This is a genomic window from Saccharothrix sp. NRRL B-16314, from assembly GCF_000716595.1.
Taxonomy (GTDB): Bacteria; Actinomycetota; Actinomycetes; order Mycobacteriales; family Pseudonocardiaceae; genus Actinosynnema.
In genome coordinates this window covers 1-18,522 of sequence record NZ_JNXC01000052.1, presented here as the reverse complement: position 1 = coordinate 18,522, position 18,522 = coordinate 1, and the positions used below count along the sequence as shown (strand labels likewise).

Here is an 18,522-nt window from a genome sequence, read left to right as displayed (position 1 = left end):
CCACATGCACGCCGGCCACAAGACGCGAACGCGAGAAACGCCCTCGGCGTCCCCGAGCGCTCCGTTGCCCATCCCGATCGCGGCCGGTGCCGAGCCCAGCATCGACGTCTGCGGTCATCCGGCGTGAAGGTGCTGTTCGGCGAAGGAGGTTTCCAACCACACCCTCCAAGGACCGGAGGCAAAGTCATGCCTCACTACCCGTGGCACCTGGCCCTCGACGCCGTCGAGTAGCCGCCGTCACTCAGCTACCTGCCACTCGCGAATGATAGTCCTGTATTCGGTCACCTAGCGATGGGCAACTCGCTCTTCCCGAGCGATTCGGTCAGTGGATGTCCGCCAACCGGATCGCAAACGACCTGCATGTCGAATCAGAAGAGCCTGTCTGTGACGTCGCTATCGCGTGCGGTAACGCATTCGCGAGCCAAGGGGCATCCCTCGCACATCGGTGCTTGCTTGTAGCAGTGGAGTTGGCTGACCAGTCGCAGCGCCGCCATGCGCAACGGGGCTTTGCTGTCACCGCCCACCAGACGTGAGAGGTCGACCCTGCCGTCGGTGAGGCTGTTCGCCCGTTCCGACGCTGTGCCGAGCACTCGCGAAGACACGCGGATGACCGGTTGGCCGGTCAACAGCACGTCATCACCGGCTAAGAGCTTCAGGAGCGCGGTCTTCCCAGGAGGGAGGTTCAACACCTCCGGCATGTCCTGCGGGTGCAGCCAGAGCGTCCGGTCGTCCTGCAACTCCCGCAGGCGTGCGACCACCGCGGCAGCCGCTCGTGTGACGGCCGCCTGCTCGATGAGGTCTACCGCCCGCTTGGTGACTCGTCCCTTGGCCGCCACTTCGCGGATGCCGGCGCCGTACGCGAGCAGTTCAACGGGAGACGGGTCCAGCATGGCCACGACTGCGGCAACGGGTGGAGTCAGGTGGTCTCCGGGTAGCACGCACCAGTAGTCGCCGGCGCGACGCCTCTCCGCCCAAGTGGCCAAGCGCTTGGCCAGGTCGCGCCACCGGTTTCGAGGTCGCTCGGTGGTGTCCGGTAACGGGAGCAGCGCGGTGGCAGCCGCCTTGCCGAGCATCGGTGGCACGGCGTTGCCGATCTGCTGGAACGCGTGGCTGCGGGTGCCCGCGAAGCGGAAGTCGTCCGGGAAGGTCTGGATGCGCGCGGCCTCGCGGACGGTGAGGGTGCGGTTCTCCGACGGGTGGATGTACCAGTAGCCGTCCTTCGCGATGTGCGCGGTGATGGAACGGCTCAGCTCGCTCCAGTCCAGGCGCTTGTACTTGTCGTCGAAGGTGTCGGCCTTGTACCTGCGCAACTCGGGGGCGATGTGCGCGTAAAGCGTTTTGGAAGTCATCAAACCGAAGATCACGCGGTCGTCGGCGCGGACCGGCCGGGTCATGTGGTCCCACACCCTGTCCTCGTCGGTGTCCCGCCTCATCGTCTTGGCGAACTCCGACAGCTCATCAGCGGGTGCGTATGGCAGGTCGCGGCCACCGATGGTGAGACCGAGCTCGGGTAAGTCCGCAATCGCCTCCCGCACGCTCACCTGTTCTCCCGGCTCGGGCCAGGTGAACTCCTCACCGTCCAGGCGTGCCAGCAGAATCAGGCGCTTGCGGTGCTGCGGGACGCCGTACCGCCAAGCGTCGACCAAGCGAAGATTGGTGCTGTACCCGGCTCGCTCCAGCATGTCCACTATCCGACGCACCACGTGGAAGTCGTCGCCCAACGCCATGTCGGGGACGTTCTCCATGAGCACCGCACGCGGCTTCACCTTCAGCACCACGTCGACGTACGCCCGCCACAACTCTTTGCGCTCGTCGAACTCATCTCGCAAGCCTGCGTCCACCAGGCTGCGAATCTTGCTGCGCCCGGCCCGGCTGAAGGGCTGGCACGGTGGTCCGCCGGCGATGAGGTCGATGTCGGCGAGCTTGAGCATCCTGATCAACGCCGCGCGCTTCTTCAGGTCTCCAAGGTCGACGTCGAGGGCAAGACCGGGGAAGTTCGCGCGGTGGGTTTGCAGCGCGAACTTGTTGTGGTCGACCGACGCGGCCACGGTCCACCCGGCGTTGGTCAACCCCAAGCTCAACCCGCCACCGCCGGAGAACAGGTCGACCGCGAGCCGGGCGCCGTTCGCCACCTGCTCAGCACACCACTCCTCGAACGTGTCCTCGGTGCACGCGTCCGGGTGCACCGGCAGTTGGAGCAGGTCGCTGCGCTCGAGTTTCACCGCGTAGACCGACATGTCGCCTCCTGCCCTCCGAACAGGGACCCACATGGGACCTCCGCCACCGACGCTCTGGTTCTGCTCAACTTCTTCCATGCCACTTCCCGGGACCGGTCCGCTCGACCGCCCCGACGTGCGAATGATGAAACGGGAGACGGGAGTGCCTAACCGGCGAGGACATCTGAGGGAGGCGCCCAGCCGACTTCGCGGACGCGCTCCCAGCAAGCGGTTTTCTTCGCCCACTCAGTCACGTTGCCTCCGCCAGGAGGCGAGGTGAGCACCTTCCGGACCGCCCTGGCGACCTCGGGCACCGCTGCGGCGATCGCCTCGGGCAGCGTCTGCTCGCGCCAGAGCCGGTCCAGGTCGAGTCCACCGAGCGTGTGCACGATCAGCGACACGGTGTGCGCTGCCGTCTGCCCGAGATAGCCGCCGAAGTTCTGCTTCTGGATGATGGTCCGCACCTCGCGGAACACGATCCCCTTGGCGACCAGATGGCGGAAGTACACGTCGTCAGGAGCCTCGCGTTCGGCCAACTTCCCCTCAGAAGTCCACGTCCGGAAGCACTTCTCGGCTCCCTGGCACACGACCTCCGGCTGGAGCGCGTAGGCGTACTCGTACTTGGCGGCGTCGGTCTTGGCGAAGCGCTGCCGCACAGGGTTCTCCCGGTCGAACTGGCGCCGCGCCACAGCGGTGGTGCGCTTGTTCTTGTCCACGTCGTACTGCCCGCGGACCCGTTCGTAGTACCAACGGGTCTGCACCACGTCAACGCCGAGCGGGGTCACCCAGACGTTGCGGGACCACCGCTCCAGTCCCACGTGGAAGCGGCTGTTGCCCTCGAAGTCAGCCGGGGTGACGGCGTTCTGCGAGTTCGCGAAGCGGGAGATCTCCGGGACCATGCTGTCCAACCGGTCGTCGGGGATCAGGGTGATCTTCGCGGGCACGGTCACTTGAGAGAGGTCGATCCCCTTGCGAGCCGCGTGGTGCAGCGACGCGGTGGTCTGCCCACCGTTGACGATCTGCAACTCGGTCAGGCCCTGCAGCACCAACCCGTTGGGCGTCCGTTCGAGGTCAGCGGCCCGGGCGGTGGCGGAGACGCCGTTGTTGTAGGCCAGGAAACGGCCTGGCTGGTCTCTGATCGTGTCGGCGATGCCCCTGTTGACCTTCCCCCGAGCCTGGAGGTAGGCGCGCACGTTGCGCTGGAGCAGGCGGCTGTGGTGCTCGTCGTACAGGTCGGCGAGCAGCTTCCCCGGCAGCATCGCCATCAGGCAGCGGTACCCGTCGGCCTGTTCGGGCGACTCCAGGCACCGCACCTCGTACCCCATCGCTGCGACGTCGATGAGGATGTCCTCCTGCTGGGCACCGGAGCTGAGCAGCTTGTGCAGGCGGTTGACGTCCCACACGTGCACCAGAGTCGGCAGCCCGGCGACCGTGGCCTCTTCCGCGCGGCGCAGCCCGGTCTTCCCGTCGGTGAAGACGAAAATTTTGATCATCTGCAATTGAGGCCACGCGCCGTGGATGCGCTCCACCATGTCGTAGGCCGGGCTCGATCGCTCAAGCTGCTCGTGCAGGCCATTGCGGCAGAACTCCGCGAAAGCGCCCACCCGGCGAACCATCTGAGTGAGTCGCTCGCGCTTCAACGGTTGGGCGTCTACGCCGTAGTCGGCCGTGACGAGGTGCAGGATCGTGCCGTCACCCGCGATGTCGTAGCCGGCCACCTCGACGCGGCGGTTCTGCCACGGCGCGAACAGGTAGCAGGTGTCCAGGTCGTCCAAGGCCCCGTCGTCGATCAGGTGCTCGCCGACCAGAGTCACGAACGCGTCCCGCACCATCAGCTCCGGCTCGGCTTGGACCCGGTCCTCCACCCTGTGCCGCAGCTCGGCCGCGAAGGCGGCGAGTTCGCCGTCCGTCACGTCGTCCCCCCAGTTCGGTGTTGTTCGATTACCAGTTCTGATTTGCCCCGCGCTATGCGCGCGAGAGCTGTGAGCCGCGGTCGCAGCGGGTCCGGTGGTGTGACCAACGCACCGGGGTGGTCCTCACCCCAGGCCGCCCGCTGCTCGAGCGGCACTTCGACGAGCACCCTGGCGAGCGCGGTGTCGTCGGCCATGTCGAGGTCGTCGAGCCCGAGCCATCCGCCGCGCGAGAGGTACCGACCGTCGCACCGCACGTAGAAGCCCTGGCTCGCACGCCAATCGGCGGGGTTCCCAACTGATGCCACGTCAGTCGTGCGCAAGGCGTCCGGGTGAGGGAGCACGCGAGGGCTCGCGACCACCGTGAACCCCTCTGCGGCCACGCGCTCCTCACCGAGGTGCTGCCCGGCCGGATTGATCCACAGGAACGGGTCCTGCGCGGTGATCGCCCGCCCGTCGACGTCGATGACGACGGTGCGCTCGACCAACTCGCCGAACACCACACCGAGGTCGAGGACGCAGCGGTCGAGGATCGTTCCGATGCGCGCGCCGGCCACCTGAGGACGCGGTGCGCGGAGCAGCACGACCGACCACCGGTCCGCCTTGGCCTCTGGTAGGAGTCCAGCGGGGAGCCTCCGCGAGCCGCGGTTCAACCACCACGTGCCGGTGTCCGACGCTGAGGTGAGCACGAGACAGGCCGATGACGTGTGCGTGTCCCAGGTGATGATCTCGTCGTACAGGGAGGCGGCGACGCCGAGGGCGGCCGATTCGTGCGACGGTGCCCCGCTGTCAGAGAGGACCGCGCGTAGAGCCGGACCGGCGAACGAGCTCCCATCGTGGAGGACCGCAAGCCTGGCGCTCGTACCGCTCCCCGCAGTCCTGATCCGGACGTGGCGTGCACCGAACCGGAGCGCGCGGTCGACCAAGGCGATCAGCAGGTGCCCGACTGCGCTGTCCTGGCCGGTGGCGCCGAGCTGGTCCGCAAGACCCGATCCCGTCGCGATCTCCGTGCCGAGAGGTTGCCTTTCCTGGACAGGCGTGCGCAGGACGTGCAGCCGGGTGGTGCGCGGCGTCGTGGGCCGAGGGCTTGGTTCCGCGCCACCGGCGACGAGTCCGACCTCCGCCAGCTTCTTGACGAGGTTGCTCTTCGCCTTCGACTCGATCTGCCGCGCCCGTTCCCGGGTGAACGAGAAGTGCTCGCCGATCTTGTCCAGGGTGCGGTCGTCACCGCCGTCGAAGCCGAACCGCAACCGCAGCACCTCGGCCTCGCGCTCCTTGAGCATCGAGACCGCTGTCCGCACGAGTTCTGCCCCGAGCATGCGGTCCACCACTTGATCCGGGTTCGACTCGTGGTCGAGAGGAATGGGAACCAGTTCGGCGAACGTGATCTCGCCGTCCACCCCCAAAGGCGCGTCCAGGCTGATCAGGCCCTTGGCCAAGCGCAGGCAGTCCACCACCTTCTCCGAGGAGAAGCCCGTGCGCTCGGCGACCTCCGCGATCGAGACCTCGTCCCTCTCGGAGCGCAGCCTGTTCCAGGTGGCGCGCACCTTGCGAACTTCCTCGTGCTTGTGCACGGGCAGTCGGATGGCCGTGCCCTCATCGGAGATCGCACGCCCCATGTGCTGGTTGATCCAGTTCACGGCGTAGGTGGAGAACTTCAGCCCGCGGGAGCCGTCCCACTTCTCGATGGCCCTCATCAGGCCCAGCACACCGTGCTGGTGCAAATCCTCGTACTCGAGACCGGCCCCGAGGTACCTGCTGATGCAGGAACCCACGAGACCGGTGTTGTGCAGCACCATGGCGTCGAACGCCTTCGCCCGCTCATCGCCGTCGCGGAGGGTCGAGCGGAAGCCCTTCGGCAGCTCCTCCGGCAAGTCCTCACCGGTGGACCGCATCAACGTCGCCAACCCGACCTCCTGGTCGGCGGTGAGTAGGTGTTTGCTGCGAGCGCTGTTCCGCAGCGGAGTGGCGAGAAGGGCACGAGCGCTGTCGATGGCCGACTTGCCGGGTTCGATCGGTTCTTCCGAGACGTTCGGGATTGCAGCGGACGGTGCGGCGACAGCGCCGACCTCCACCCACTCGTCACCCGGTGCGTCGCGTGTGCGGTCGTCCAGCAGAGCGAGCGGCAGGCCGCTCAACGCAGTCGGCCGACCCACTCCGGAGTAGGACAGGAGCAACCCGGAACGAGCCGTCGGGCCAAGCACCCTCAGCGTGTTCTCGAAGCGGAACCGAGTCTCCACCTGGTCAAGCCCCGCCAGTACGACGTGGTCGAACCGCATGCCGATGGCGCTGGCCCAGGTCAGCACCTTGACGCCGGGATCGGATGCGGATACCACGGCGTGCTTGGGGACACTGACTCCGGACAGGTGCCACTGCGTCCTGCCGTCGAACAGGTCGCCGATTCCATCCTTGAAGACCTGCGCCAGTCCCCACGTCGGGAGGAAGACTCCGATCCGCTTGTCGCGGTGTGCTGCCGCCAGCTCCGCGACGAACCTGATCTCCTCGTCGGTGTCCTCATGGTTGATCAGCACCGGGCGCAGATCATCACCACTTGCTGGTTCAGCGAGGACCGAGCTGTCGTCCAGATGCCGGAGCAGCGCACGAACCTGCGCCGTGCCGCTGTTCGCATCGCGCACCGTGGTCGGCGGGCCGGCACCCAGCAGCGTTGTGAGGTCCTTGAGCGTCGTGCCGGAATCGTCGACCGTCTGCACGGGGTCCACGAATACTGTCGCTTCGACGCTCAGCAGCCGCAGCACCGTGTAGAAGTCGGACGGTAGCTGCTGCCCTTGCACCACGATGACGTGTCGCCGGTCGAGCGGGCGGACGTAACGATCCCGGAGGCGTTGCTTGAACTGCCAGAAGTCGATGTCGTAGTCGCCGGTCTCCGGCGGCTTGGTCTGCAGCGCGGCGTTCCACGTGTCGGAGAAGTAGCGGTAGTAGGTCATCGCCACGTCGCCGCGGCTCTCGAACGGCAGGAGCATCCGGATGCGGCTTTTCAGCACGCTGGACCTCGTGATGACGTGGAGCTCCTTGCCGCGCCCGCGCAGTCGCTTGTACGCCGCGACCGCCTCGACTGCTTGATCGACCTCGGGGCCGGCGACCACCACCTCGTAACGAGGCGGCTCGTGGACCGGAGCGCGTAACGCGGCGCTCACACCGTGCTCCCGGGTACACCGTCGACGGTGGCGGCTAGGTCTTTGAAGAAACCGAACACCGGGTCGACCAGCAGCCGCCGGTCCAGGAGCCGGTTCGTCGCTTCGCAGCTCGTCTCCGGCGCCAACGAGCACGCGTGGCACGCGGCCAGCGACAACCCGTCCGGACCCTGACCGGGGTGGTCCGCGCACACCGGGTCGAACGAGCACCAGCGGGCAGCGGTGATCGACATGTCGAGGAGCCGGCCCAGCCGCGGGAACTCGCCCATCCGCACCAGACCGCCCAGAGTGCCCTCGGAGTCGCCGGCAGCGGTGTAGATCAGCACTCCGGCCATGGCAGGGCTGGTTCCCTTCTTCGTCACGTAGAGGCGCTCACGCAACGAGGAGGTCGAATAACCGGCTTCGAAGGCGGTGTTCCGCAGGAGAAGATGCGCGAACGTGTGCAGCAGCACGTAACGGGGCGTGGGCTCGGGAAGCCACTTCGCGCCCTTCTGCGCGTGCCGCTCCACCAGCTTCCGACAGCGGTCCACCACTGCGGCGGATCGCTCCCAGTCGAGCAGGGCTCCTTCGTCGAATTTCAGGAAGAACCCCTCGCCGAACACCTCTACGGCGGGAAGGAAGTCACCGTCGTCGCTCAGGTTTGACGGCACCTTCTCCTTCATCGTGTGACGCTCGAAGTGCGTCAGCACTCGGACCTCGCGGAGGCGGTCGACGAGCACGACATCGGGGAACAGCCGGCTCCAGCCGTTCGCGGCACCAGGCGCGCCGCGCAGCGGTCGGTCGGCCCGGCGTGAGATGAAGCGATCACGGTGGTCGTGGTTGTCCTGGGGGTTGATCAGCGCGGCCCACTCGTCCGGGCGGATGTTCTCAGGACCACCTTCGACGGGCATCCCCGGGTGGTCCACCTCACGCGCCAGCGCCGCTTCGACCTCGGCCACCGGGACGCCGTACTCGTCGGCCGCCACCTCGATCATGCTCCTGGCCAGCTTGTAGCCCGGGTTGCTGACGAGGAACTTGAACTCGGTGCTCTTCATCAGCGCTGTCAGCGGGTCGCTGATCGTGCTCCACGCGGACTCGGGCGGGATGTCGATCGCACTCTCGACGGTCGGGAAGTACACGCTCGACGCGCCGCGCTGCATCGCCACCACAGGCTCGGAGCAGTGCTCGGCGTCCGTCGGGTCCTGCCACGGCTGCCTGCCCGAGCACTTGCTGCCGATCTGGCTGAGACCGATCTTTGTGGTGAGGCCGTCGAGGGACCGTTCCCCCTTGCACGACACGCAGCGCACGACGAGGGAGTTGAGCCCACCACCGACGTTGGCCTTGTTCAGGAATTTCAGGTCCGACCGCTGGCACTGGTTCTGGTTCCGGTCGCGGCGGACCGCGGTGTGCGCCCACCGGACCCAGTCCACGTCCGAGAGGTGCCCGTTGGCGCACACCGCCACGAACCTCATGGGGATGAGCTGCTTGCCGTCGGGGCAGCCGCAGGTGGGGGCGGTGTTCGTCACCTCCTTGGCGGTGATCCACCGGCTCATGCGCCGGCATGACGGGCAGAACAGCCATTGGGGGAACCGGTAGTAGGGGATCGGGCGGTGGGATGACGGCGCCGCCAGCGAATCCACCCGCAAGTAGGCCGCCAGGCGGGGGAAGTCGACGGACACATGAGGACCCCGCCACTTGCCGGCGTCCTCCACCACGAACGACTCCCCGACGAGGTCGATGATCGCTCCGGGACCGAACGGACTGATGATCTGCGAGCGCCGAACCTTGCGCACGGTCACTTCCGCGCCCCCCTCACCTGGACTTGGACCTCCACGTCGACGCTGCGCATCGAGTCGAGCGTCGCCCAGCCGTCACCTCGCTCGGTGAACCGCCTGAGCAGTTTGGGTCGTTCACGGCCTCCCTGGCTGTAGCGCAGACCACCGAAGGACTCCGCGTCGACCGCCCGCTTCGCCCACGTCTCGATGAGGTCGTTCAAGTGGGCCTCGACCCGCTCGAGTTCGGTGGCGTCGGCGCGTTCGACACGCGCCAGGAACGCCTTGACGAGCGCGAGGAACCGCTCGTCGGAGGGGTCGAACGAAGCGGCTTCCTGGTCGGATGAGAGGCCGAGCGCGTGCCGCACCAGTACGACGAGGTCCGCGTGGAGGGCGCGCAACCTGGCCGGCACCGAGAACGGGGTGACCGAACTCGGTTCCACCGACCGGTAGAGAGTCGCGTGGTAGGGGGCGAACGACTCGTAGTGCGACCGGTCGCGCGGCTTGGACGGCGAGTAGACGGTCACGACGAGGCCCGGGCGGTCCGCGCTGCGCCCGACGCGGCTGGTGGCCTGGATGTACTCGGCGGTCGTCTTGGGCTGGCCGACGACGGTCATGATGCCGAGCCGGCCGACGTCGACGCCGACCGAGATCATGTTGGTGCTGGCCAGGAAAGCCACACCTCCCGGTTCGTCGTGCGGCTTCTTGAGCCGGTCCAAGCGCTGCGGGATCTGCGCGGACGCCACGTTGCTGGTCAGCTCGACCACGTTGTCGTCGTCGAGGTGTCGCACGTCGTCTTCAGCCCGTGCGATCACCTTCAGCCGCGACGGGATGTCGTCCGAGGCCAGGTTGATCGTCTTGCCCAGCTCGCGGAGGCTGTTGTGGTAGACGACCAGCGTCGAGTAGGCGTCCTTGGCGGCAGGTGCCAGGTCCACCTCGACCGGTGCCTGCAACTGCGCCGCGGCGACGTGGATGAGTGCGGTGAGTGGTGTGTGCCCCTGGGGCATGACTCCCGCGTAGGCGCGTCCCGGACGTTCGCGGTCGGTGCGCACGAAGTACGAGTCGGACGCGTCCACGCCGGCGGGCGGGAACAGTGCGACAGGACGCCCGAAGACGCCTTTGGTCTGCTCGTCAGCCCGGCGGATGGTGGCCGTGGCCGCGACGATCTTCGGCTTGTGCCCCAGGTGCTCCAGCAGCACGTCGAAGGCTGCTTCGTAGAGACCGACGATGGTTCCGAGCGGTCCGGAGATCAGGTGGAACTCGTCCTGGATGATCAACGACGGACCTGGGTCGCGCCCTGCGCCGAAGAGCGCGCCGGTGTCCTCTTTCCAGACCGTGCGGGCGAACTTGTCGACCGTGCCCACCAACATGGTGGGTGGGTTCAGGTAGAGGTCCTCGTCCACGGACGACATGGGAAGCTCGGTGCGGAACGGGCACTTGTCGTTCACGCAGCGTACGCGGAAGGAGTTGTTGGTCGCCGAGATTCCCCAGCGCTGCTCGTCCTCGGACCGGCTGGGCACGATCCGCGTGCCGCACCACGGGCACGACTCGATCTGGAAGCCCTGGTCACCTGCGGCGCCGTCGCGTGCCCGCGCGAGTAGTCGACGGGCCTCGGTGAAGGTGTTGGGGCTGTTGTCGCCACCGACCCACAGCCCGATCGACACCGGACGGCTGCCGAGCTGCCCATCAGCACCGCGGCGCACCAGCTCACAGGCTGCGATCATGGTGGCGGCCCGCTGGAACTGCTGACTGGTGAGCAAGCGCAGGGTGTACCTCGTGATGACCGTCGTGCCGGCCCCGGCGTCACCTCGGGTCAGCCGTCGGTGCAGGATACTGAACGCCGCTAGCCCCAGGTACGCCTCGGTTTTTCCACCACCGGTGGGGAACCAGATCAGGTCGACAAGGTCGCGCTCGTCGCCTTCGCGAACCACTCCCTCCACCGTCATCAGCAGGAAGCCGAGCTGGAACGGGCGCCACGCATGGTCGAGCGAGTCGTAGTCGACCTTCGGGTCTGGTGCTTCCGACGGGGCGTGTGGCGAACCGGCAAGGTCCTCGCGGCTGTGCGCCATCTGCATGAGCATCACGCGATTGGCCAGTGCGAACGCCTTGAGGGCGTCCTGGTCCTCGCCCAGGAACTCGATACCGGCGAGCATGCGGTCCCGCGCTCGTTCCGCGCGGTCCCGCAGGCGCTTAGCGGCGGGGTGCAACCGGGTGGCGAGGGTTTCCGCTGCGGCGTCCCAGGTTGCCTCGATCCAGCCCGAGTACCGGTCGACGAAACGGGTCAAGGCATCGAAAACGGGCTTGGGGTTTTTGTCGATCCCGCCCAAGAAGTTCAAGCGAAGCACATCTGCCACGTCCGGCAGGTTCGCCCCGTCTGGCAGGTCGAAAGCGACGTCGGGCACGACGTGCACCGGGAGGAAGGACGTGCCGACCCAATCCGGCTGTTCACCCGTGATGTCCCAGCGAGCAGCCGTTCCGTGGCCGACGGCGTACACCGGCACGTCGCGGTACTGGAGGTCGAGTTCCTCCGCCTCCTCGTCGCTGTGCGCTCGTGCCTGCGCTGGATAAGGGATGATGGAACCCTCCACGACCGAGCAGTGCAGCGACACTTGGAAGAGGCAGTCCTCCGGGTTTACCTGCTGGCGCTCTGCCTGCACCGCGCGGTTGACGAGGACGACAGTGACGATCACGCCGTCGGCGTGTGGACGCCACGTGACCTCGATGCTGGCCGCTCCGTCCCAGAGAGGTTCTCCCCGGCTGGTCCCGGAGGGCGAGGGCTCGAGCCGCACCGCTTCGTCCCCCACGAGGTCGAGCGGTTCCCGCTGCCACTCATCGTCCGCGACGCTCAGGTACCGCGCGGCTCGCACCTCGACGTCGATCGCGGAGCGACCCGTGGTCATGAAGCTGAATCCGGCGGAACTCGGCCGGCTCTGCCCTGCCAGGGTTATGGGGTCCTCGTCGTCGTCCTCGGGCAGCGCACCGGCCTGCTCGTCGACCTCTTCGGCGTCGTCCGCCGGGCCGCTTGCGTCGGCGGGCGGGGTGAGCGACATCGGGAACAGCACGGCGGTCAGGTACCGATGCTGCGGTGCCTTCTCGTACAGGACCTCGTCGTCGCCCTCCGCCGGGCCGACCAACTGGTCGTGAAGGTATTCGAGCACCCGGTCCCGATCCGGGAACCCCGTGGTCTGCACCTCCGTCATGCTCCTACCCCCGATCCGCAGGGCTTGACCACCCACAGCGCGGCCTTTGCCCGGGTCATCCCCACGTACAGCTGAGCGCGCGCCGACTGCTCGTCCGCTGTCTCGTCCACTTCCAGGACGACGTACCGGCTCTCCAACCCCTTGAACTCAGCGACCCGTGCGAACCCGACACGTCCACGGCCGGGCCTGCGCATGCGCATCAGGTCCAGCACGTCGATCCGATCGCGCCAGTCGGTCGGCAGCTCGGCGAAGATCGATGTGAGCAGCTCGTGCGGTGACAGCAACACCACCTGCTCGAGCGGCACGCCGTGCTCCTCCAGCTCGACCAAGGCCGTCGACAGCGCGGTGACGGCCTCCCCGCGGTCCATCTCGACCACCACGACCTCGCGACCGTGACCGGCCGTGGTCACCCCCAGATCGGCTCCGGTGCGCTCCTGCGTGGCACGGACGATCTCGATCGTGTTGCGGCAGTTGTCCATCAGGTCGACGAAGGTAGGGCGGTGGGAGTCCAACCTGGCCTTTGCCTCGTCCTCGTAGTGACCGACCAGACCCCGCTGGTTGTTCGAGTCGAGGAAGAACGCCCAGCGTCCGTCGACCAACCCGCCTGTCAACACGGTGTCCAACACGTCGAGGTCGCGTGCGTTGATGACGTCCTGCGCCTCGTCCACCACGACCACGTCGAACGAATCCGCGTCAAAAGCGGACACCTGCTCGAACGGAACTGCGGTGATGCCGTCCAGCTCCTGCTGCGAGCGGATGAAAGCAGCCAGGACGTGACTGCGGCACGTCAACAGGATTCGCTTCTCCGAGCCCCGGACACGCCGGCACATCTCGACCGCCAACATGGTCTTGCCCGTTCCCGCACCACCCTCGAACACCAACCGCGGGTTCCTGTGGTGCTGGTCGAGCGCCTTGTACTGGCTCTTGGTCAGGGCGACGAGTTCTTTCTCGACCAAGTCGTCGAGACGTCGGAGGGACAGCACGCGATCGAAGTCGGGGCGGAGGACGTTGAGGTAGCGCTCGACGTCCTCCGCCGACAGAGGTCCGCGGGGTTCGGGCTTGCCCTCCCAGAACGCCCCCAACCGGTCGAGGCAGTCGACCCACCCCTCTGACTCGAGTCGGATCGAGTTGATCACCATCTCCGGGGCCCACTGCGCACTGACCGGGTCGAACCCGCTGTCCGGGAAGACAACGCCGTACCCGAACACCGTGCGCTCGACCAACTCGGGATCCGTGGTGCGGCGGAGGACCTTCTCCAAGGCGAACATGCTCGTCCTCGCCTGGTTGAGCGGGCTCTCCTTGAGCCGGTGCCGCTTGCCCTTGAGGTCGCGCGTGTGCCAGACGTCCCTCTTCAGGAGGATCTCACCGCCCTTGACCTCGAGCACGAGCAGACCGCGTTCACCCAATAGGAGGAAATCGATCTCGCACACCCGCTTGCGATCGTGTTCAGGCAGGTTGGTGCTGTGCATGGCGTACTCCCATCCGAGCACTTCAAGTGCTTCCAGTTGGGAGAAGATCGCCTGCTCGGCATTGCTGGAACCGGGACTCACCGAGTCCGGGATCATGCGCATGGTGGTCAGCCTGCTTTGCTGCGATCAGGGGGTGCGGTCGAAAGTGTGTTCGAGAAGCTCAGCGGAGTTCCTCCTCTTTGATCGCTTGGTGAACGCGCCAACGATCCATCGCTCGTTCGAGTGACATGGTTACACGAGAAAAATGTGAGCTTCGATCACGTGCAACTAGTGGCGCCAGGGCTGATCAGAGCACGTTCGCGGTGCTTTTGGTCCCACTTTTTGCGGTCTGTTCGTTGCATTATTGTATCCATTGACGAACTATGCATTTCGGTGATCGTGAGCGAGTGGACTGCTGTGAGCGAACGGCCGCTCAGGCGATCCGAGTGAGACGATCGGGCCCAGTGCACTGCACGCGTGGTTGCTCCGCTCAGGGTGTTGTGGAGGCCGGTGGTGGACCGCCCAGACGCGTCGGGGCAATGCACCGGAACGGGAGACGCCTGCCGTAAGGGCAAAGGCCGTCAGGTAGTCGCGCCCAGCGTCGGGGTGGCGGTGTTGTGTTCGCCCAGCGCGCTGAGGTCGATCATGCTGAGGGGGATGCTCATACCCTCGTCCGAGTCGTTGGGCTGCGCCTTCCTTGCATCGTGCATCGCTGCTCCCACGACCCGCCGCAGTCGCGCACGAGGTTCGCGTACGCCGCTCCGACCAGCTCGGACTCGACGCTGGTCCAGACGTAGTAGGCGAGGTTCGCCTCGACTTCCTCAGCCCTCGGACAGCCGGACCCGCTCCTCGCCCGGCGCGTCGGCTCGCCGGCACCGGATCGCGTAGGGGAACTCCATGTACGAGCTGTAAGCCGCGAGGGCTTCGGCGAACGTGGTGCGGACCGTGTTGCGCTTCGTGGGTCCAGCCAGCCTGTGACCGGACACGTCTCGGTCGTCTGGCCGGATTCGGCATGAGAGCCTCACGCCGTGGCTACTGAAACCGAGGTAGGGGAGCTGTTGCACCAGCGCGGCTGGCGGACGGCATTCACGGTCGCTGAAAGGGTGAACGCGTGGACTGCCCTGGTGGGAGCCATCGAGCGCGGCTACGGCGACGACATCCATGAGTACACCAACGACCTCTACTGCCGGAACTGGCTGCACGAGGCGTGGCTCCTGCTCGACGAACACATCGTCCAGCTCTGGACCCCGCAGATCAAAGCTCTGGACGACCGGTACAAAGCTGCGACCATCGACGATGACGGCCGAGTGCTCGGTCAGTTCCACAGGCTTCCTGGCCCCGACCTGTGGTGGTGGCGGCGATACCCTCGCACCTTCACAGGGGATCTCGGGCGTTCGCTTTGCTCGGCCGGTGCGATAGGCACCGAACTGGACGCAGTATGACCCTCAGCCTCACGCGATTCAGGTCACCGATGTCGTCGCAGCCGTAGCGGACCAGCGTGGTCGGGTCGCCCCCCGTGCGGGTCGCGCAGCCGCAGTTCGGTGACGCGTCCGCCCTCGGTGGCGACATCGACGTGGTAACCGCCGCTGTGGCGGATCGAGACCGCTCTCCCGCGGCAGGTCGATGCGATTGCCACTGTGCGGTCGGTGGCGGCGGCGAGCGGCACCACGGCCTCGGGCTGTCGAAGTGCAGGGACCGGCCGTTGTCCCGACGGCGGACGGTGTACCCGGCGCCGTTGCGTGTGGGCGGCCAACGCGGGCCGACCTCGGGCGGCACCTCACCCGACACGGGTGGCTGGGGGTAGACCAGAATCATCCTGTCCTCGGCGACGAACACCACGCCGCAGGCGTTGACCTCCAACCGCTGGTCGAGCGTGCTCGCCCAGCTCCGGCCGAACACCGTGCCCGTCCGGTAGAACGGGACGTGCGACGCAGCACCGGCGGTAGGACGCCCGCCAGGTCGACGTCGGTCTGGCCGAGCACGACGTCGCCACTCGCGATATCGACCGGGTCGTTCTCGCAAACCCGGTCCGACTCGGGGGTCTTCCGGCCGTCCGAGTCCGCAGGCTGGTTCGGGCTGTCCGGTTGCACGGGGTCGGAAGACTCGCCGGGGACGGCCGGCGTGGTGCCGTCCGGTCTGGAGTCCTTCGACCTCGCCGGGCCGGCCGTCACGTTTGGCTTCGATGATGCGGGTGACGAGGTTGTCGCGGATCTCGACGAGCAGGTCGCGTTGGGCGGGATCGGGCCGGCATGGGGAATCGAACGCAGGCTGAACCGAAATGATCTTGACGTCGATCACCGCCCGTTCGACGGTCTTCGTACTTGGCGTGGCAGAAATCTTGACGACAACGTGAGGCTTTGGGTGTGTCGCGGCTCCAAAGCACGAATGAACGGATGCCGTCGGTCAGGGTCGTTTGCGATGATGACTCGGTGAGCCAAGTGGTGGTTGGTCAAGATGGGCACGCCCTCATCCTGCGCGACGTCGTCCGTGGAAGCGGAGGGGAGATCTGGTCCGTGGACGTCGAGGTCGTCCACACCGGACTGCGCGCCGAGTTGACCGTGGCGTCCCACTACGCCGTGGGCTTCGACGATCTTGTCGAGTCCTTCGCCGGAATGGCGGAAAACTGGCGTGGGTGGGACGGTGACCAGGTCTACGAGTCTGTTGAGCATGATCTCCGGATTGTGGGACAACATCTCGGGAGTCGAGTCCGCATAGGTGTCGACCTGTACCCACAGGCGTCCGATCTCGATGGCTGGCGCGTCCAAGCGGCCTTCACGGTGGACGCAGGTGAACAACTCAGCACCGCCGCCCATGACCTCACGGCACTCCTCGGACCACATCTCTGAACACCGTCAGCGCGCCGGTCAGGTGCGTGGGCGGGATCATCCAAGAGCAGAGTGGCGCGGGCATGACCAGATGGATCGACATCCTGGGGGCATCGCGCGGAGGACTTCGAGTTTGTGGGCGGCGGCGGCCATGGTGGTCTCGATCGCGGCGACCTCGCCCGGCCCTGCTGTTTCGCCTCCTCAAGGCGGTCAACTAGGTCGGTGTGGATTTCCTCCAGCCGCGACATCTGAGCCGGGGTCAACCCGGGTCAGTGGACACCTGACGCAGACTTCTCTGCACTAGCGTCCGTGCATTCGAACGACGGCTGCCGGCCGTCCGAGATCGGCAGGACGCGCTGTCGGCGACAAGTAAGGATGTTGTCGGGGGTCAGATGGAGCCACAAGCGCGGCGCAGGTACGACGTCGTGGCAGCGCGCCGACGCCGCAGGAAGACGGAACCGTCCGAGCAGGAAGTGCAGACGGCTGCCTCCCGGCACCGCCGAGGTGGTCTCCAATTCCGTGCACAACGTGGTGGGCAATGTCCTACAGGCACGGGATGTCATCGTTCAGGGCGTCCTGTTTGGGAAGCCGGTGCGGTGTTGATCCTGTTGCGAGGGGGAGGCACTCGGTAGGACCGTCGAGCGGCGTCGTTGGCGCGACAGGGCAAACCGACCGGGATCATGGCGACGCACCCGGCGGTGCGGGTGCGTGGTGGAATGGCTGGCTGCGGACTCGCGGCAGGTGCTCGTCGTCCATCGGCGGGCGGGTGGGTTCGGGGAAGAACAGCGTTGTGGTCGACGCCGTGGCTGAACTGATCGAGGCCGGGTGGACGCTGTCGGCCGTCACCGTCGCGATCACCCCTCGATCACCACAACGGACGCACTGAAGACGTGAACACCAAGACGAACCTGATCAAGCGCCAGATGGGTGGAAGAGCCGGGTAGGGCCTCCTGCGCCACCGCGTCCTTCTCGGGTGACACCACCACCGAAAGTGCACCAGATCCGAACGTTCTACAGCCCTCCGTCCGCCTCGATGGCCTGGACGATGAGTTCGTTTCGAGCGTCCTGGCCCAGTGGTGCGGTGGTGTGGACGCCGTCGCGGAGGTACGCCGTGAGCCGAGTCGGCTTCGCGGCGAGGAACTCGGCCCAGCGGATCACGATCAGGTTCGGGTGTCGGCGTTGGGCGTCGGCCAGTTGGAGGTTGATCCAGGCGCTGTTGCGCTGGTCGGCCAACTGGACGTCGGTCGATTGGCCGCTCCGGGAAACCTGGGTGTTCACCCAGTACACCTTTCGACCCGGGCCTGCGATGGTCATCGTGCGATCAACCTGGGCCGCGAACACCGGCGGGGTGAAGATGTCGTTCGAGCCGGTGGCCATCAGGATTCGGCTCGGCAGCCCGTAGGTTTGAGCCCATTGCGCCAGTGCGTCGACGGCCGGAGCCGTCGGGCGACCGGACCAGTTGTGCACGGCGATGACGTCTCCGGTCCGGCTGTACAGTCGCTTGGCCAGGGCGCTGCCGTCCTGGACCGCGATGCTGTCCCCGAACATGAACAGCCCGTCGGTCTCGAGAACCGGCCTGATCTGGGTCAAGGTGGAGATCGCCTTGGACAGCGTCTCCCACGGCCCTAACGCGCCTGAGCCGTAGCCGTCGGCGAACGCCTGTCCCGGGGTCAGGAAGGTGGAGCCGACCGCGACGACACCCGCCGTGAGCAGTTGCCGGCGTGTGGTCGTCATCCGCGCGCTCACGGACCCGCGGTCGCCTGCCGCGGTGGGCATCGTGTCGGCGGTTGATGGTCGGCGCATGGTGGGCCTCCGAGTCAGTGATCACGCGGATCGTTGGTGGCGGGGACGAATCGGGTACGGATGTGGTTTCTTCGATCGGCCGGGCCGGACGCGACTGGCGTCCGGCCCGGCCGCTTGATCAGTTCACGGCGAGGTTGAAGCCGGTCCAGCCGCTGCCGATTTCGGTGGATTGGCTGAACGTGCCGGTGCCGGTGCCGAGCCACTGTCGCAGTGTGTT

At 66.8% G+C, this 18,522-nt stretch carries 13 protein-coding genes; 3 read left to right on the top strand and 10 right to left on the bottom strand.

Annotated features, from left to right (window positions below; genetic code table 11):
• Positions 1 to 368: 368 nt before the first annotated feature.
• The 8 genes from OQ02_RS37815 to OQ02_RS44450 form a co-directional block, all read right to left on the bottom strand.
• Positions 369 to 2,462 carry a DNA cytosine methyltransferase gene (locus OQ02_RS37815; RefSeq protein WP_197043680.1) on the bottom strand — a complete coding sequence of 698 codons (2,094 nt, stop codon included), beginning with the start codon at positions 2,460 to 2,462 and terminating at the stop codon, positions 369 to 371.
• Positions 2,384 to 4,129, bottom strand: coding sequence for an AIPR family protein (locus OQ02_RS37810; RefSeq protein ID WP_033443501.1), 1,746 nt, complete (start codon positions 4,127 to 4,129; stop codon positions 2,384 to 2,386). The genes OQ02_RS37815 and OQ02_RS37810 overlap by 79 nt, the downstream gene beginning before the upstream one ends.
• Positions 4,126 to 7,281 carry a sigma-70 family RNA polymerase sigma factor gene (locus tag OQ02_RS41730; protein WP_156077562.1) on the bottom strand — a complete coding sequence of 1,052 codons (3,156 nt, stop codon included), beginning with the start codon at positions 7,279 to 7,281 and terminating at the stop codon, positions 4,126 to 4,128. Before OQ02_RS41730 ends, OQ02_RS37810 begins: the two co-directional genes overlap by 4 nt.
• The gene (drmB, locus tag OQ02_RS37800) at positions 7,278 to 9,050 is read right to left on the bottom strand and encodes a DUF1998 domain-containing protein (protein WP_197043679.1); all 1,773 of its coding nucleotides are present in this window, start codon (positions 9,048 to 9,050) and stop codon (positions 7,278 to 7,280) included. Before drmB ends, OQ02_RS41730 begins: the two co-directional genes overlap by 4 nt.
• Positions 9,051 to 9,052: 2 nt before the next feature.
• Positions 9,053 to 12,229, bottom strand: a complete 3,177-nt coding sequence (locus OQ02_RS37795) for a helicase-related protein (protein WP_051773324.1) — start codon at positions 12,227 to 12,229, stop codon at positions 9,053 to 9,055.
• The gene (locus tag OQ02_RS37790) at positions 12,226 to 13,800 is read right to left on the bottom strand and encodes a nuclease-related domain-containing DEAD/DEAH box helicase (protein WP_081916236.1); all 1,575 of its coding nucleotides are present in this window, start codon (positions 13,798 to 13,800) and stop codon (positions 12,226 to 12,228) included. Before OQ02_RS37790 ends, OQ02_RS37795 begins: the two co-directional genes overlap by 4 nt.
• A 458-nt stretch (positions 13,801 to 14,258) precedes the next feature.
• Positions 14,259 to 14,387 (bottom strand): hypothetical protein, encoded by a 129-nt coding sequence (locus OQ02_RS46865; RefSeq protein WP_269321664.1) that lies wholly within the window; start codon positions 14,385 to 14,387, stop codon positions 14,259 to 14,261.
• Positions 14,388 to 14,498: 111 nt separating this feature from the next.
• Positions 14,499 to 14,663, bottom strand: a complete 165-nt coding sequence (locus tag OQ02_RS44450; RefSeq protein ID WP_156077561.1) for a hypothetical protein — start codon at positions 14,661 to 14,663, stop codon at positions 14,499 to 14,501.
• A gap of 42 nt (positions 14,664 to 14,705) precedes the next feature.
• Here OQ02_RS44450 and OQ02_RS37785 point away from each other — a divergent pair, with 42 nt between their 5' ends.
• Complete coding sequence (locus OQ02_RS37785) at positions 14,706 to 15,119, top strand: hypothetical protein (protein WP_033443498.1); 414 nt, start codon at positions 14,706 to 14,708, stop codon at positions 15,117 to 15,119.
• A gap of 369 nt (positions 15,120 to 15,488) precedes the next feature.
• Here OQ02_RS37785 and OQ02_RS47365 read toward each other — a convergent pair whose 3' ends face one another.
• A complete protein-coding gene (locus OQ02_RS47365; protein WP_442973738.1) occupies positions 15,489 to 15,767 on the bottom strand; it encodes a DUF6531 domain-containing protein in 279 nt (92 codons plus the stop codon).
• Between the two features lie 339 nt (positions 15,768 to 16,106).
• On the opposite strand from OQ02_RS47365, the gene OQ02_RS43210 reads away from it, so the two are divergent.
• Positions 16,107 to 16,523, top strand: a complete 417-nt coding sequence (locus OQ02_RS43210; RefSeq protein WP_156077560.1) for a DUF6228 family protein — start codon at positions 16,107 to 16,109, stop codon at positions 16,521 to 16,523.
• Between the two features lie 990 nt (positions 16,524 to 17,513).
• Here the strand turns inward: OQ02_RS43210 and OQ02_RS37775 are convergent.
• On the bottom strand, positions 17,514 to 18,236 hold the full coding sequence (locus tag OQ02_RS37775; RefSeq protein WP_051773349.1) for a hypothetical protein: 723 nt from the start codon (positions 18,234 to 18,236) through the stop codon (positions 17,514 to 17,516).
• 86 nt (positions 18,237 to 18,322) lie between these two features.
• Between OQ02_RS37775 and OQ02_RS46380 the strand changes: the two genes are divergently transcribed.
• Positions 18,323 to 18,522, top strand: a 200-nt coding sequence (locus OQ02_RS46380) for a hypothetical protein (RefSeq protein WP_231500412.1), incomplete at its 3' end; no start/stop codon positions are given.

Coding starts and splice junctions, on each gene's coding strand:
- OQ02_RS37795 (WP_051773324.1), bottom strand. CDS start 12,229: ATGACGGAGGTGCAGACCACGGGGTTCCCGGATCGGGACCGGGTGCTC.
- OQ02_RS37790 (WP_081916236.1), bottom strand. CDS start 13,800: ATGCGCATGATCCCGGACTCGGTGAGTCCCGGTTCCAGCAATGCCGAG.
- OQ02_RS46865 (WP_269321664.1), bottom strand. CDS start 14,387: ATGCACGATGCAAGGAAGGCGCAGCCCAACGACTCGGACGAGGGTATG.
- OQ02_RS37775 (WP_051773349.1), bottom strand. CDS start 18,236: ATGACGACCACACGCCGGCAACTGCTCACGGCGGGTGTCGTCGCGGTC.